At 69.2% G+C, this 14,747-nt stretch carries 13 protein-coding genes; 4 read left to right on the plus strand and 9 right to left on the minus strand.

The window, feature by feature from the left end; translation table 11 throughout:
- Positions 1 to 71: 71 nt before the first annotated feature.
- Positions 72 to 1,289: an acyl-CoA dehydrogenase family protein gene (locus tag I7X18_RS15205; RefSeq protein ID WP_193048370.1), complete on the minus strand. Its 1,218-nt coding sequence runs from the start codon at positions 1,287 to 1,289 to the stop codon at positions 72 to 74.
- A 113-nt stretch (positions 1,290 to 1,402) separates the two neighbouring features.
- Complete coding sequence (gene xylB, locus I7X18_RS15210; protein ID WP_193048441.1) at positions 1,403 to 2,800, minus strand: xylulokinase; 1,398 nt, start codon at positions 2,798 to 2,800, stop codon at positions 1,403 to 1,405.
- 217 nt (positions 2,801 to 3,017) lie between these two features.
- Here xylB and I7X18_RS15215 point away from each other — a divergent pair, with 217 nt between their 5' ends.
- Positions 3,018 to 3,971, plus strand: coding sequence for a DoxX family protein (locus I7X18_RS15215; RefSeq protein ID WP_193048369.1), 954 nt, complete (start codon positions 3,018 to 3,020; stop codon positions 3,969 to 3,971).
- Positions 3,972 to 4,079: 108 nt separating this feature from the next.
- Positions 4,080 to 4,664 carry an RDD family protein gene (locus I7X18_RS15220; protein ID WP_193048368.1) on the plus strand — a complete coding sequence of 195 codons (585 nt, stop codon included), beginning with the start codon at positions 4,080 to 4,082 and terminating at the stop codon, positions 4,662 to 4,664.
- A 93-nt stretch (positions 4,665 to 4,757) separates the two neighbouring features.
- Here I7X18_RS15220 and I7X18_RS15225 read toward each other — a convergent pair whose 3' ends face one another.
- Together I7X18_RS15225 and I7X18_RS15230 are read right to left on the minus strand one after the other, a co-directional pair.
- Complete coding sequence (locus I7X18_RS15225) at positions 4,758 to 6,257, minus strand: GntP family permease (protein ID WP_193048367.1); 1,500 nt, start codon at positions 6,255 to 6,257, stop codon at positions 4,758 to 4,760.
- Positions 6,254 to 6,769, minus strand: a complete 516-nt coding sequence (locus tag I7X18_RS15230; protein ID WP_193048366.1) for a gluconokinase — start codon at positions 6,767 to 6,769, stop codon at positions 6,254 to 6,256. The genes I7X18_RS15225 and I7X18_RS15230 overlap by 4 nt, the downstream gene beginning before the upstream one ends.
- 52 nt (positions 6,770 to 6,821) lie before the next feature.
- On the opposite strand from I7X18_RS15230, the gene I7X18_RS15235 reads away from it, so the two are divergent.
- On the plus strand, positions 6,822 to 7,709 hold the full coding sequence (locus tag I7X18_RS15235) for an SCO6745 family protein (protein WP_193048365.1): 888 nt from the start codon (positions 6,822 to 6,824) through the stop codon (positions 7,707 to 7,709).
- A 46-nt stretch (positions 7,710 to 7,755) separates the two neighbouring features.
- Here I7X18_RS15235 and I7X18_RS15240 read toward each other — a convergent pair whose 3' ends face one another.
- The 3 genes from I7X18_RS15240 to I7X18_RS15250 form a co-directional block, all read right to left on the minus strand.
- Positions 7,756 to 8,082 carry a YnfA family protein gene (locus tag I7X18_RS15240; RefSeq protein ID WP_193048440.1) on the minus strand — a complete coding sequence of 109 codons (327 nt, stop codon included), beginning with the start codon at positions 8,080 to 8,082 and terminating at the stop codon, positions 7,756 to 7,758.
- 81 nt (positions 8,083 to 8,163) lie between these two features.
- The gene (locus I7X18_RS15245; protein WP_193048364.1) at positions 8,164 to 10,158 is read right to left on the minus strand and encodes a DUF7064 domain-containing protein; all 1,995 of its coding nucleotides are present in this window, start codon (positions 10,156 to 10,158) and stop codon (positions 8,164 to 8,166) included.
- Between the two features lie 63 nt (positions 10,159 to 10,221).
- A complete protein-coding gene (locus I7X18_RS15250) occupies positions 10,222 to 11,730 on the minus strand; it encodes a carboxylesterase/lipase family protein (RefSeq protein ID WP_193048363.1) in 1,509 nt (502 codons plus the stop codon).
- A gap of 75 nt (positions 11,731 to 11,805) precedes the next feature.
- Here I7X18_RS15250 and I7X18_RS15255 point away from each other — a divergent pair, with 75 nt between their 5' ends.
- On the plus strand, positions 11,806 to 12,492 hold the full coding sequence (locus tag I7X18_RS15255; RefSeq protein ID WP_193048362.1) for a hypothetical protein: 687 nt from the start codon (positions 11,806 to 11,808) through the stop codon (positions 12,490 to 12,492).
- 55 nt (positions 12,493 to 12,547) lie between these two features.
- Here the strand turns inward: I7X18_RS15255 and I7X18_RS15260 are convergent, their stop codons facing one another.
- Both I7X18_RS15260 and I7X18_RS15265 read right to left on the minus strand, forming a co-directional pair.
- Complete coding sequence (locus I7X18_RS15260) at positions 12,548 to 13,696, minus strand: LLM class flavin-dependent oxidoreductase (RefSeq protein ID WP_193048361.1); 1,149 nt, start codon at positions 13,694 to 13,696, stop codon at positions 12,548 to 12,550.
- A 7-nt stretch (positions 13,697 to 13,703) separates the two neighbouring features.
- Entirely contained in the window at positions 13,704 to 14,735 is a 1,032-nt protein-coding gene (locus tag I7X18_RS15265) for an ABC transporter substrate-binding protein (protein ID WP_193048360.1), read from the minus strand.
- Positions 14,736 to 14,747 lie beyond the last annotated feature (12 nt).

Here is a 14,747-nt window from a genome sequence, read left to right on the forward strand (position 1 = left end):
GCGAGCGTGCGAGAAATCGTAGCGGCGCAGGGCGTTTCGTGCACAGACGCGCACGTTCGCGGGGATGGTGACTAGCGAATCGGCAGCCCGGTCAACGCACGCCCGATGACGAGGCGCTGGATTTCACTGGTGCCCTCGAAGATCGTGAAGATCTTCGCGTCACGATGCATCCGCTCGACCGGATAGTCGCGGGTGTAGCCGTTGCCGCCGAGGATCTGGATGGCCTCGTCGGTGACGTAGACGGCGGTTTCGCTGGCGTACAGCTTGGCCATGGAACCCTCTGCCGAGGTGAAGGGCTTGTTGTTGCGGTGCATCCAGCCGGCCCGCCACACCAGCATCCGGGTGGCGTCGATGCGCGACTTCATGTCCGCGAGCTTGAAGGCGACCGCCTGGAATTCACCGATCTTGCGGCCGAACTGCTCGCGCTGGCAGGCGTAGTCGAGTGCGTACTCGTAGGCGGCCCGGGCCACCCCGAGCGCCATCGCGCCCACGAACGGACGGGTTCGCTCGAAAGTCGCCATCGCCGCCTGGCTCGCCGTCCGCTCCCCCTCCTTGGCCCGCGCCATCCGCTGCTCGAACTTCTCCCGTCCCCCGAGAATCAGCTCGCCGGGGAGGCGGACGTTGTCCAGCACCACCTCGGCGGTGTGCGAGGCCCGGATGCCGTGCTTCTTGAACTTCTGGCCCTGCGACAGCCCTCGCGTCCCGGGCGGGACGATGAAGCTGGCCTGCCCGCGGGTGCCGAGATCCGGATACACCGAGGCGACCACGACGTGCACGTTCGCGATCCCGCCGTTGGTCGCCCACGTCTTCGTCCCGTTGAGCACCCACTCGTCGGCGGCTTCGTCGTAGACCGCGCGCGTGCGCACCGCGCCGACGTCCGAGCCGGCGCCCGGTTCCGACGAACAGAACGCGGCGACCTTGGTGTCACCGGGTGTGCCGAACATGGCGGGCAGCCAGTCACCGATCTGCTGCGGCGTGCCGTTGGACGCGAGAGCCGCCGCGGCCAGCCCGGTGGCCAGGATCGACAGCGCGATGCCCGCGTCACCCCAGAACAGCTCCTCGAACACGGTGATCAGTCCGATGCCGCTGCTCTCCCCCGCCATCTGCGCGAACAGTTCCGGGGTGTAGAGACCGACCTTCGCGGCCTCCTCGATGATCGGCCACGGAGTCTCCTCCCGCTCGTCCCACTCTTCGGCCGCGGGCCGCACCACGTCGCGGGCGAACTCGTGCACCCAGTCGCGCACCGACACGACGTCCTCGGGAAGGTCGAGCGAGAAAGTGGGCTCCATCGCAAGTCTCCTGTCAGTGGTGCGTTGTCCGCCCGCTTATCGTGTCACGCGGTGTGCACGCACGCCGGCACCCGCATCCCATCTCGTCGAAAAGCGTTGTGGTGCCGCATGCCTCACTGACCCAGCGTCAACCTCCGCGCCGCGGTGTACTGCTCGTTGACGTGTGGGGTCGCGTCGGCCTCGTAGGTCGCCGTCACGCCGAAAGACCACCCGGGGGGCTCGTCGTGACCACCGAGCAGCCATGCGGCCTGGCGGGCGGCACCGAGTGCCACGTACTCGGCCGGAGTCGGGACGTGCACGGGACGGCCCAGAACAGCCGGGGCGATGCGACGCACCGCTTCGGAGCGGGCCCCACCGCCGACCAGGATGATCCGGACGACGTCGACGCCCTGCGCGGAGATCTTGTCGATGCAGTAGGCCATCGAGGCGAGCAGACCCTCCACCGCGGCGCGTGCCACGTTGGACTGGGTGAGGTTTCGCGTGGTCACGCCGTGCAGCGCGCCGGTCGCGTCGGGCAGGTTCGGCGAACGCTCCCCGTCGAAGTACGGCACCAGGGTGAGGCCCTGGGCTCCGGCGGGAGCCAACAGCGCGAGGCGGTCGAGTTCGTCGAATTCCACGCGCAGCATGCCGGCCGTGGCCGCCAGCACCGGCGCCCCGTTGAGAGTGCACACCAGCGGAAGGTGACGTCCGGTCGCGTCGGCGAATCCGGCGACGAGGCCGTCGGGGTCGTGCGGCGCGGTGGTGGCCACCGCGCTGACGACGCCGGAGGTGCCCAGCGAGACCACACAGTCCCCCGGTCGCGCACCCAGCCCGAGTGCGGCGGCCGCATTGTCACCGGCGCCGGGGCCCAGGGGTGCGCCGGAGGCCGTCCGGCCGGCGACGTCTTGCGGGCCCAGCACCGGGGGCAGCGCCGGTCGGCGGCCCCGCATCGCCAGCTCGAGCAGATCGTGCTGGTACTCACCGCTCTGCGCGGAGAAGTATCCGGTGCCGCTCGCGTCACTGCGATCGGTGCGCAGATCGCCGATGTCGCCGGACCCGGACAATCGCCAGGTCAGCCAATCGTGAGGCAGGCATACCGCCGCGGTCGCATCGGCGTGGTCCGGTTCGGTGTCGGCCAGCCAGCGCAGTTTGGCGGCGGTGATCGCGGCGACCGGCACGACACCGATGCGATCCGCCCACGCGCCGGGACCGCCGAGTTCGCCGACCAGGTCGGCGGCCGCGGCGGCAGACCGGGTGTCGTTCCACAGCAACGCATTTCGCACGACGGCACCCGAGGAGTCCAGACAGACCATGCCGTGCTGCTGCGCTCCCACCGACACGGCCGCGACGTCGTCGAGACCACCGGCCGCGGTGACGGCGGCCTGCAGGGCCGCCCACCATGCCTGGGGGTCGACCTCCGTGCCCGCGGGATGCGGCGCGGTCGCCGACCGGACGATCTCACCGGTGTCCCCGTCGCACACCAGGACCTTGCACGACTGGGTCGACGAATCGATACCGGCGACCAGTGCCACGGCGACCTCCTCGGGATCAGCGCTCGACCAGACCACCCTAGTCAGCGCCGCGGCCAGCCGGGCCGAACGCCGACCGATGCGACGACGGGACTGCCAGAATCCCCGCATCGACGCGCGCCGGCCCCGACCTGGTTCTGGCTTCCGCTGCGTCGGCGGCGGCACAAGAGCCCGCACAGACCGCGTTTGTGACGTGTGCGGTGGGGGAACACAGCGGGACATGCTGATCCGACGTATCGCGCGACCCATGTTGTCTGCTGTGTTCATCGGGCGCGGAGTGGAGGCGCTTCGGAGCCCCAAACCGGCTGCCGATGCCGCCAGGCCGACGCTCGAAAACCTGAGCAAACTGCCTGACCCGGTGGGAACCAATGTGCCGTCCAACGCCGAGACGGTCGCCCGCATCACCGCGGGCGTTCAGATCGGTGGTGGGTTGCTGCTGGCCTCCGGCAAGCTGCCCCGCCTCGCGTCCGCGGCGCTGGCGTTCAGTGTGGTGCCGGGCAGCCTGGGCGGTCACACCTTCTGGAACGAGACCGACCCCGCCCGCAAAGCCGAAGAGCGCCGCGCCTTCCTCACCGACGTGAGCCTGATCGGCGGCCTGATCATCGCCGCGGTCGACACCGAAGGCAAACCCTCTCTCGGCTGGCGTGGCCGCCGCGCCGCCCGCAAGGTGACCGCAGCCCTGCCCGTCGGCGCGGCCGCCGGCGGCTCGCTGACCGACAGTGAATTCGCCGAGAAACTCGGGCACGGCCTGCAGGTCGGCGCCGAGCGCGGCCGCGAGTTGGCCAGTGTGGCCGGCAAGCGCGGCGCGGAGTTCGCCGAAGTCGCCCGCGAGCGGGGTGCGGAGTTCGCCGAGGTCGCCTCCAAGCGCGGTGCCGAACTGGCGGAAGTGGCCAGCAAGCGCAGTGCCGAGCTGGCGGAAGTCGCGAGCAAGCGCAGCGCCGAACTGGCCGACGTGGCCGGCAAGCGCGGCGCGGTGCTCGCCGAAGTCGCCCGCGAGCGCGGGTCGGAGTGGGCCGAGCTGGCACGGGATCGCGCGCCCGAACTCGCCGATGTCGCCAAAGGGCGCAGCGCCGAACTCGCGGAACTCGCGCGTGAACAGGCCGCCGTTCTGGCCGAGACCACCCGCAGTCAGGCCAAGCTGACCAAGAAGCAGGCCAAGCGCCGCCTGAAGTAACCACCAACGAATCTGATCTTGTCGAACCGGGCGGGTCGAACCGCCCGGTTCGTCATGTTTCGGCGGTAGATTCGTGTGCACCCCACAACGCGGTCAGGAGCGGATGCGATGACAACCGGTGACTATCCCCCCCAGCCGGGCCAGCCCCCGTACGGCGAACCTCCCTACGGGCAGCCCCAGTACGGGCAACCGCAATACGGTCAGCCGCAGTACGGTCAGCCGCAATACGGGCAACCGCAATACGGCGGCGGTTACCCGCCTCCCATGGGAGGGCAGGTTCCGGGCAGCCTGGGGATGCGCTTCCTGGCCCGATTGATCGACGGCCTCATCGTCGGCATCGTCGGCGGTCTGCTCATCGCGTTGACCGATTCGATGTCCAACGTGTGGATCACCGGATTGTTCACCGGCGCGCTGTCTTTCCTGTACTTCGTCGCGTTCGAGGTGACGCAGGGCTGGACCCCGGGCAAGAAGCTGCTGGGGATGAGCGTGCACGGCCCCGGCGGCGCCCCGAAGCCGTCGGCGTCCCAGTCGGCGATCCGTAACCTGTTCACCCTGCTCCCGATCATCCCGTTCATCGGTGGACTGCTCGGCGTCATCGCCATCGTGGTGATCGCGGTGACGATCAACGGCAGCCCGACCAAACAGGGCAAACACGACGAGATGGCCGGCGGCACCCAGGTGGTCAAGGGCTGAATCGCCCTGCGTCGCAAGCACGGAAGTCCCCCGACGGTTGTCGGGGGACTTCTCGTTTCGGGGCAGCGTGCCGTCGTCACCCGGCGGTGTGCGTCATATGAAGATGCCGAGCAGCAGCACGAACACCAACCCGGTGACCGAGAGCACCGTCTCCATGAGCGACCACGTCTTGATGGTCTGGCCGACCGACATCCCGAAGAACTCCTTGACGAGCCAGAAGCCGGCGTCGTTGACGTGGCTGAAGAACAGCGAGCCCGCACCGACGGCCAGTACTATCAAGGACACCTCCCCGCTGCTCAAACCCTCGATCAGCCCCAGCATGAGCGACGATGCGGTGATGGTGGCGACCGTCGCAGAACCGGTGGCGAGCCGGATCAGCACCGCCAGCACCCATGCCAGCAGGATCACCGAAACGTTTGCGGCGGTGGCCCATTCGGCGAGCTTGGTACCGATGCCGGTGTCGACGAGCACCTGCTTGAAACCGCCGCCGGCGGCGACGATGAGGATGATCCCGGCGACGGGAGGCAGCGAGGATTCGATGCACTTGACGATCTGATCGCGGGTCATCCCCGCGCCCCTGCCGAGCGTGAAGATGCCGACCACGACGGCGATCAGCAGCGCCATGAGCGGGCGGCCCAGCACGTCGAAGGTCTGACGCAGCAGATTGGACTCGTCGTCGATGAAGATGTCGACCAACGCCTTGCCCATCATCAGGGCGACGGGCAGCAGCACACTGAACAGCGTGATGCCGAACGAGGGCCTGCGGCGCTGCGCCAGTGTGCCCGTCGTGGAGACCGCCGGGTTCGCGGCACCCGGCGCATCGCGTTGCGGATCGGACGTCCCGGCCGCAGGCGTATGTGCCGCCGAACCCTTTGCACCGGAAGCGAAATCGTCGGCGTCGAAGCGATCGGGCACATCGAGCACCACCCAGCGTCCGGCGAGTTTGCCGAACAGTGGCCCGGCGACGATGGTCGTGGGGATCGCGACCGCGACGCCGAGGGCCAGCGTGATGCCGAGGTCGGCTCCCAGGAGGTCGATCGCGGTGAGCGGCCCGGGGTGCGGCGGAACGAGTCCGTGCATGGCCGACAGGCCGGCCAGTGCGGGGATGCCGACGGTGATCAGCGAGAGCCCTGACCGGCGCGCGACCAGGTAGATGACCGGCATCAACAGAACGAGCCCGATCTCGAAGAACATCGGGAGTCCGATGATGGCGCCCACGAGGGCCATCGCCCACGGCAGCGACCGTGGCGAGGCGTGTCCGACGATGGTGTCGACGATCTCGTCGGCCCCGCCGGAATCGGCGAGCAGCTTGGCGAACATCGCGCCGAGTGCGATCAGGATGCCGACACCCGCAGCCGTGCTGCCGAATCCGTCCGCGAACGAATCCAGGCCGTCGCCGATGTTCACCCCGGCCACCACGCCGACCGTGATCGCACCGAAGATCAGGGCCAGGAACGGGTGCAGTTTGGCGATGGTGATCAACAGGACGATGACCGCGATGCCGGCCAGGGCCGCCAACACCAGTTGTGGACCACCGGCGACGGGTTCGGGCAACTCGGTGTCTACCGCCAGGAAAGTCAGTGCCGCGGTCATCGGTTCTCCTGTTCGATGGGGCGGGAAGCGGTCGACATCACGTAGGTTTCGATGATCGAGTCGATGTCCTTGGCCACGTCGATCGTGAGGCCGCGCTCGTCGTCGGTCAGCGGCTCCAAGGTCGCGAACTGCGACGCCAGCAGCGTGGCAGGCATGAAGTGTCCGGGACGGCTGGCCTGCCGTCGCCCGATGACCTCCTGGGTGCCGGACAGGTGGATGAATTCGACACCGGGACAGTGCCGGCGGAGTTGGTCGCGGTAGCGGCGCTTGAGCGCCGAACAACTCATGACGCCGCCGTCCGAATGAGCGGCCAGCCACTCTCCGATCGCTTCCAGCCACGGGTAGCGGTCGTCGTCGTCGAGTGGTTGTCCCGTAGTCATCTTCGCGATGTTGGCCGGTGGGTGGAAGTCGTCGGCATCGGCGAACGGCACCCGTAGCCGCTGTCCCAGCGCCGCGCCCACGGTGGACTTACCCGAGCCCGACACGCCCATGACCACGATCGGTGATCCCATCCGAACCAGGTTGCCACACCGCGGCGTTGCGCGGAGATGGTTAGCTCGTCAGGTGAGTAGAAGCCCGGAATTGGCCCGCCGCTTCTTCGACCGCATCGAACCCGTGCACGCCGTCACCTACTTCGCGCCCGAAGCTCGCGCGGCGCTTGACGGCCTCGGCTACCGCGGATTCTGGATGGGCTACTTCGCTGCTCGGTCGGCGCCGCTGGGACGGGTTCCCGCCGAGGTGGTCACCGCGCTCTTCTACAACTTCGCACCAGAGCGGGTGGCGAAGGCACTGCCCGCGGCGTGGGAGGTCGCTGCCCCCGCTGCTGCGCTGCGCGCCAGGGAACAGTCCGCGGTGGCGGCACTCGGCGCCTGCGGTGTGCGCGACGGCGACGACGTTCGCACGGCCGCCGCGCTCGCGGCGAAGGCCGCACGCTCCCTGCGGGTGGACGGAAGACCTCTCTACGCGGCGAACAAGTCACTGGCGTGGCCGCAGGACCCGGTGGCCACGCTATGGCACGCGAGCACACTGCTGCGCGAGCACCGGGGCGACGGGCACATCGCGATCCTGGCCGCGGCGGGGTTGAGCGGGCGCGAATGCAACGTGCTGCACGCGGCGGCCGGGCGGGTGCCCCGCGAAATGATCATGCGCAGCCGCGACTACGACGACGCCCAGTGGCAGCACTACACCGAGCGGTTGGCGCGGCGCGGTCTACTCGACGCGGCGGGCGAACTCACCGTGGCCGGGCACACCTTCAAGCAGGAGATCGAAGACACCACCGACGCGTTGGCGTTGACTGCGCTCGACGCCCTCGGTGACGACGAGCTCGAGACGCTGTTCCAGACGCTGACGCCGATCACCCGTGCGGTCGTCTCGTCGGGGATCATCCCCGGCGCGACCCCGATGGGCCTGTCCCGCGACGACCTCGAGGACGGCGGAGCCCACCTGAGCTGAGGGCCGTCACTTCTTGTCGAGTGCACACTTCGTCGGAGATCGCCCGTCAACGCGGGGCGTACATGATGAGGCCGACACCGGCCAGGCAGACCAGCGCGCCGGTGATGTCCCATCGGTCCGGGCGGAAGCCGTCGGCCACCACACCCCACATCAGCGATCCCGCGACGAACACCCCGCCGTACGCGGCGAGGATGCGTCCGAAGTGCGCATCCGGCTGAAATGCCGCGACGAATCCGTAGGCGCCGAGTGCGAGCACACCGGCCCCCGCCCAGACCCAGCCCCGGTGCTCGCGGACTCCCTGCCACACCAGCCAGGCACCGCCGATCTCGAGCAGAGCGGCGAGGACGAACAAGGCGGCCGACTTGAGCACGATCATGGCCGTCAGCCTGCCGTGAGCGCGCACAGAACTCCGTTGATTCGCGGCGTGTCGCGGAGCAGACGCGCGCGGTCGCGGTCAGGCGGTGTTGCGGTTCCACTCCAGCCAGCCGATGCCCGTGCGCCCGTCACCCGTGGTGACCACCGCCCACGCCCTCGGGAAGTGACTCACCCGGCCGTCGGCGGCGGTGAGCCGAACAGGGGCGAAGCCGTGGATGTCCACGTCGACGGTGAGGTCACCGGGCTGCACGCTCAGCGACGTCGTCACCGGCAACCCGTTGTCGGCGAAGCTCGCCTGGGCAGTCATCTCCGTGGTCTCGGTCAACGCCGCGCCCGGCCGCTGCACATAGCCGATACTCAGTGGGTCCATGCCCGGGATCCGCAGATCGACGCCGTGCAGATGGGTGCCGTCGTCGAGGTGCAGCGCGTTCCAGACCCAGTCCATGCTCCACCAGTCGCGCACTCCCCATGAGTGGTCGCGTTGCCCGGCCGCCCCGTCGACGGTGTAGATGTGCCCGTCGGCGGTCACCGTGCCCGACACTGTGCAGGCGATCTCGTAGCGGGGGGTGATGCGGTACTGGTACGGCGTGCCGACGGTTGTCCACGTTAGGTCCAGCGAGAGATCCACCGGCCGGCCGGCCTCACCGCGCAACAGCGCCGAGGGGTCGTCGTGGGCCTCGCCGCGGCCGCGGACGGTGACGCGGTAGGTGCGCAGTGGTTCGACCGCCTCGAGACCGAGATGACCGTTGGCCGTTGCGGTTTCGGTGTAGTCGTCCGGCAGTGGAGCCTCGAAGTCGACGATGCCGATGGTCGGCATGCCGGGCCCGCACACCAACGCGTTGACCCAGGCGGCGTTGCGGTTCGGATACAACCCCAGCCGCACCCACCCGCCGAAACCCTGTGCGCCGTCGGCGAAGTCGAAATACCAGCTCTCGTTCCACAGTTCCTCGTCGCCCGGTTGGTGGGCGCCCTCGTCGGCGGCGGCGGGCTGCAGCGGCCCGTCGGCCGAGGGCTCGGGCAGCGCCGCGAGGGCATCGGTGTCGAGGACGTGTTCGCAATGGCGGTGCAGCATCGTCATGAACATCTCGTCGCCCCGCTCGGTGCGCGCGACCAGCATCGAGGAGACGATCGCCATCATCACGCCGAAGAAGCTCTGCCTGCGCACGCCTTCGCGGACGGTGTCCAGATCCACCGGGGCCCGCGGACCCAGCGCGTCGTGGTAGGCGCGCAGCAGTTCGTCGTAGTGCGCCTGCCGATCCCCGGCTGGTAGCGCACAGCCCAGGAAGTAGGCGACGTCGGTGAACGCGGGCCCCCAGGCGACGGTCTGCCAGTCGACCACCGTCAGCGAGCGGTCGGCGCCGGCCTGGCCGAACAGCATGTTGTCGAGCCGGTAGTCGCCGTGGATCAGACCGTGCGGGCGGACCGCGGCCGCCTCGGCGTCGAGGTACGCGTCGAATGCGCCGACCAGCCGCTCGCAGACGACTCGGTGCTCCGGCGCGATCGCGTCGCCGTAGCGATCGGAGAACCCGGCCCACAGCTGACCGAGCAGCGCCTGGTTCATCGGTGACTCCCGGTTGAGCCAGTCGGCGTCGGCGAGCATGGCGTCGCCGAGCAGTGGCCCGTGCACCCGGCCCAGTTCGGCCAGCGCCAGCGCAGCCTGTTCGACCGTGGCGCCGCGGATTTCGTCGCCGACGGTCGCGGGCGCCGCGTCACCGAGCAGGAGGTCGAATGCGCCGGAGTCGGCGTCATAGGCGGCGTGGTAGCAAGGCGCCACCGGACCCGAAAGGCTCGGGGCGATATCGGTGTAGAACCGCACCTCGCGTTCGTAGAGTCCGAGCGCCATCCCGGTCTGCCGGCTGTTGGCGTCGGTCGCGGCGACCTTGAGGACCACCGACGCCGGACCGGCGTCCGCGGTGCGATAGCTCAGCGACACGCGGTAGCACTCACTCATCTGGCCGGTGCCGATGCGTTCGACGCGGAAATCGGTGACGGTGCCCGCGCCCAGCACGGTGCTCAGCCACTCCGCGGTCAGGTCCGCGGGACGTTCGACGACGAGATCTGCAGTGTGAGCCACGCGATGAACGTAGCAGTGGGCTGCATCACACTGTTGACGGGTGTCAACCGACCGCTGAACCGCTCAGTGCGTGGAGAGCGTGAACCCCTCCCACGCCAGTCGGCGGTCGGCATACGGGTCGTACTCGACACGGGGGCGGCGGTCGAATACGAGCACCGCGCGCTGATCGGCGCTGTAGGGCGGCCACCCGTCGCCCGGTGTGCCGGTGCGGCTGAACGTCCTCCACCGGCGTTGTACGTCGTTGCTCACCTTGAGGGCCGAGCGGCGGTCGGCGGCGGCGGTGAGCAGCGATCCGAATCCCGTGCGGTAGACGTCGAAGACCGCGAGCAACTCGGTTGCGTGCGTGGCGCCCAGACCGGACCACCGCAGCGTGCGCGGTGTGTAGTCGTATCGGTACACATACGTCGGGGCGTGCCGCGAATGTGCTTCGGAGATCTGCCACGTGGCGGTGCCGAAGGCGAAGTCGCCGCCCAGTTCCATACACGCCGACGACTTGGGATAGCCCGGATAGGCGCCGGTGATGCGTTCACGGCGCTCGGCGTCCGAATCGGCGAGCAGCGTCTCGATCATCGGCTCCGACGTCGGCAACAGCGGCAGGAACCGGCTGAACAGGCGGCCCTCTTCGGCGTTGTTGCCCACGATCAGCGGCACGCGGTGCGCGCTGCCCTCCGTCATCGCGGCAACGGGTTCAACGGGCAGATAGTCGGTGTCGTAGGCCGGCCCGACCGGGAACGCGCCCGGCATGTCCGTCATCCCCCGGCGGATGAGGTCTTCGAGCGCCTTGCCCAGCTCGACGGGGCGCGCGGACATCAACGCGGCCGCACCGTCTTCCCGGCGTGCGCCGAGCAGTTCGACGAAACGTTCGGCGAAAACCGCGGCGGCCTCGCGGGACCGCACCATACCGCTCGCCGGGCTCTCCGAGATCGCTTGGTGGAACAGGCCTTTGGCTTGCGGCACCGCGAGCAGCGTTGCTACGGCGTGCGCACCGGCACTCTCGCCGAACACCGTCACGTTGTCCGGGTCGCCCCCGAAGACGGCGACGTTGTCGCGCACCCAGCGCAGCGCCATCACCAGATCGCGCAGGAACAGGTTGCCGTCGATCGGGTTCTCCGGTGTGGAGAGCGTCGAGAAATCCATGCACCCCAGCGGACCGAGGCGGTAGTTGACCGAGATGTAGACACATCCCCGCCGCGCCATCGCCGCACCGTCGTAGATCGGGGTGGCCGAACTGCCGAACGCGTATCCACCGCCGTGGATGAAGAACATCACCGGCATCGGACCGTCAGGCGGTGTCTCCGGCGCGACCACATTGAGCGTCAGACAGTCCTCGCCCATCGGTTGGCGCTTGTTCACGCCGAGGAGCGTGTACTTCGGATCCTGCGGGGCGCAGTTGCCCACGCTGTGGCAGTAACGCACACCCCGCCAGGGTTCGGCGGGCAGCGGCGCGCGAAACCTCAGCCGCCCCAAGGGAGGTTGGGCGTAGGGAATCGCTCGCCACCGGTGCACGCGGTCGCGGGTGAACCCCTCGATCGTTCCGGTGCTGATGGTTGCGCGGACGGTACGCTCGTGCATCTTCTGACGGTAGCGAACTTCGCCCGCGGTCGCGCCTGACGGTGGTCTACGCGTCGGCCCGCTAACCTGGCGACCATGCGGATAGCTGTGATGATCGCGGCGTCTGTGCTGGTCGCGGGTTGTTCGCAGGCGGTCGACGGCCAGGCGGAACAGCCATCGCCGACGCTGTCGGCGCCGTCCGGCACCGCGCAACCCTCGCCGTCGTCACCGTCGGCGACCTCGCCCCCACCCGCCACCGCGCCCGCCGCCCGGGCCCCGATCGGTGAGGTGATCCGCTGGATCGAGGCCGCACCGCGGGCCGAGCCGGGTGGATTCCACACCGTGAGCCGCGACGGAACCAGCACCGACCTCGGTGAGGACGTCGCGTTCACCACCCCGTCGGGTACCGCGAAATGCGTCACCGACCGCCGTGCCGAAGGAGCGCTGACCTGCCTCGTCGCCCTGTTGGATCCGCCCGCGCGCCCGTCCGAGGTGTACGGCGAATGGAAGGGCGGCTGGGTCGACTTCCCCGGCATCACGCTGGACGTGGGCTCCGCGCACGCCGACCCCGGTCCGTTCGCCGACGGATTCGGCGTCGAACTGCCCTACGGCCAGGCGCTGAATTTCGGCGACTACCGCTGCCGCGCCGACCCGGCCGGGCTGTTCTGTGTCAACTACGCCCACCAGTCGGCCGTCCGGTTCGGCGATGCGGGAATCGAACCGTTCGGTTGTCTGCAGCAGGTCGCGCCGCCGCCAGAGATCGGCGCGCGCTTCAGCTGCTGAGTGGTCTACTCGGCCGGGCGCGTCCGCTCCCGGGCCCGCTGCGGATAGCTGTGCGTCATCCCGATGGCGCCGACGATGACGACGACGGGGATGACGTAGTTACGCCCTTCCGCTCGAGAATCGGCAGCACACCTTCGGCAAACCAGTACGCCTCCTCGAGGTGGGGGTAACCGGACAGGATGAACTCGTCGAACCCCAGGGAGTGGTACTCGATGATGAGGTTGGCGACTTCCTCGTGGCTGCCCACCAGGGCCGTGCCCGCACCGCCCCGGACCAGCCCGACACCGGCCCACAGGTTGGGGTAGATCTCGAGCCGGTCGGTGCGGCCACCGTGCAGCGCCGTCATCCGTCGCTGCCCCTCTGACTCCGACTTCCCGTGCAGGGCAGTGGCTTTCGCAATTTGTTCAGCCGACAGACCGGAGACCAGTTCGTCGGCGACCACCCACGCCGCCGCCGACGTGTCGCGGCTGATGGTGTGCAACCGGATGCCGAAGCGGACGGTGCGCCCCCGCTCAGCGGCCAGCGCACGGACCCGCTCGATCTTCGCCGCGGCGTCCTGCGGCGGCTCCCCCCACGTCAGGTACACGTCGACGTACTCCGCGGCGACGGGTAGTGCGGCCGCCGACGAGCCGCCGAAGTAGATCTGCGGCAACGGATCCGGCGGCGCGGACACCCGGGCATCGGCGACCGTGTAGTGCTGTCCGGTGAAATCGAGCGACTCCTGCCGCCACAGCGAGCTGACGATGTGCAGGAATTCGCCGGTGCGGGCGTAGCGCTCGTCGTGGCTCAGCCAGTCCCCGAAGCGACGCTGCTCCGTATCGTCCCCTCCGCTGACGATGTTGAGCAGCACCCTGCCCTCGGAGAACCGCTGCAGCGTCGCGGCCTGCTGCGCGGCCAGCGTCGGCGGCACCAGACCCGGCCGGAACGCGACGAGGAATTTGAGCCGTTCCGTCTCTGCGAGAAGGGCGGCGGCGGTGAGCCAGGCGTCCTCACACCAGGTTCCGGTCGGCGTCAGCACCCCTGCGTAACCCAGGCGGTCCGCCGCACGCGCCACCTCGGCGAGGTAGCGACGGCTCGGCGGCCGATAGTTGGGTGGTGTCGTCTGGTGCGAGGAGGCGTGCGAGGAGCCGACGATGGACCGGCTGTCTCCGGCGGTGGGCAGGAACCAGAAGAATTTGGCCCCAGCCGAATTCGGTACAGACATCGTGCTCCTAGTTGCGGTCCAGGTAGAGCGGTGCGAGCACATCGGCATAGCGGCGGTCGACCCACCCCGAGAAGTCGGGCGCGGCCGCGATCTGCTTCGATTCGGCGAACAGGTCGGCCATCTCCTGCTCGGAGGCGATCAGCTGATCGGAGAGGTCCGTCGGCAACCGCAGGCTGCGGCCCTGGGCGAGCGCGGCCACCTCGGGGTCCAGGCCGACGTCCGCGGCGTACCGCTGTGCCCACTCGTCGCGATGGGCATTCGCCCACCGCACCGCCTTGGCGTACCGGACCAGCAGATCACCCAGTGCGGTATTGCGTTTCGGGTCGGCCAGCGCCGCGTCGGAGGCCACTCCGAAGCCCGCGCCGTTGGTCACCCCGGTGGCGCGGGCGATGCTGCGGACCGCCAACTCCTTCTCGGCCTGGGCCGTATACGGATCCCATACCGCCCAGACGTCGACCCGGCGCTGGGTGAACGCCGAGAAGGCATCGGCCGGTTGCAGGAACACCAGTGTGACGTCGGAAGGGGTCAGACCCGCCCGGGACAGCTGCACGAGGATATGGCCGTGTGCCGAGCTGCCTTTGGCGACGGCGATGCTCTTCCCGCGCAGTTCGGCCACCGACGTGGTCGGTACGTCGGCGTGTACCAGGACCTGGTCGCCGAATCCCCCGCCGTCGTACGCCGAGACCACCTTCACCTTGGCGTTGGACGCGGCACCGAAGATCGGCGGGGTGTTGCCGGTGATCGCGAAGTCGATCCTGCCCGCGGTGGCGGCCTCGATCTGCGGCGGCCCGGAAGTGAACGTCGAGAACTCCACGACGTACGGCAGATCGTCGAGTGCACCGGCGGCGTTCAGCAACGCCTGGGTGCCGCCCTTCTGATCACCGATGTGCAGCGTCACCCCGGACAGCTCGGACAGCGGCACGGTATCGGGCGCCTGTTGCGCCCCGGTGCTCTGCTCCCTCGACACACAACCGGCGACGGCGCCGATCACCGTGAGGGCGGCGAGGCACCCGGCCGCGAATCGTCGGACTGTGCGCATGGCGGTCCCCTT

The organism is Mycolicibacterium baixiangningiae (assembly GCF_016313185.1).
Classification (GTDB): Bacteria; Actinomycetota; Actinomycetes; order Mycobacteriales; family Mycobacteriaceae; genus Mycobacterium; species Mycobacterium baixiangningiae.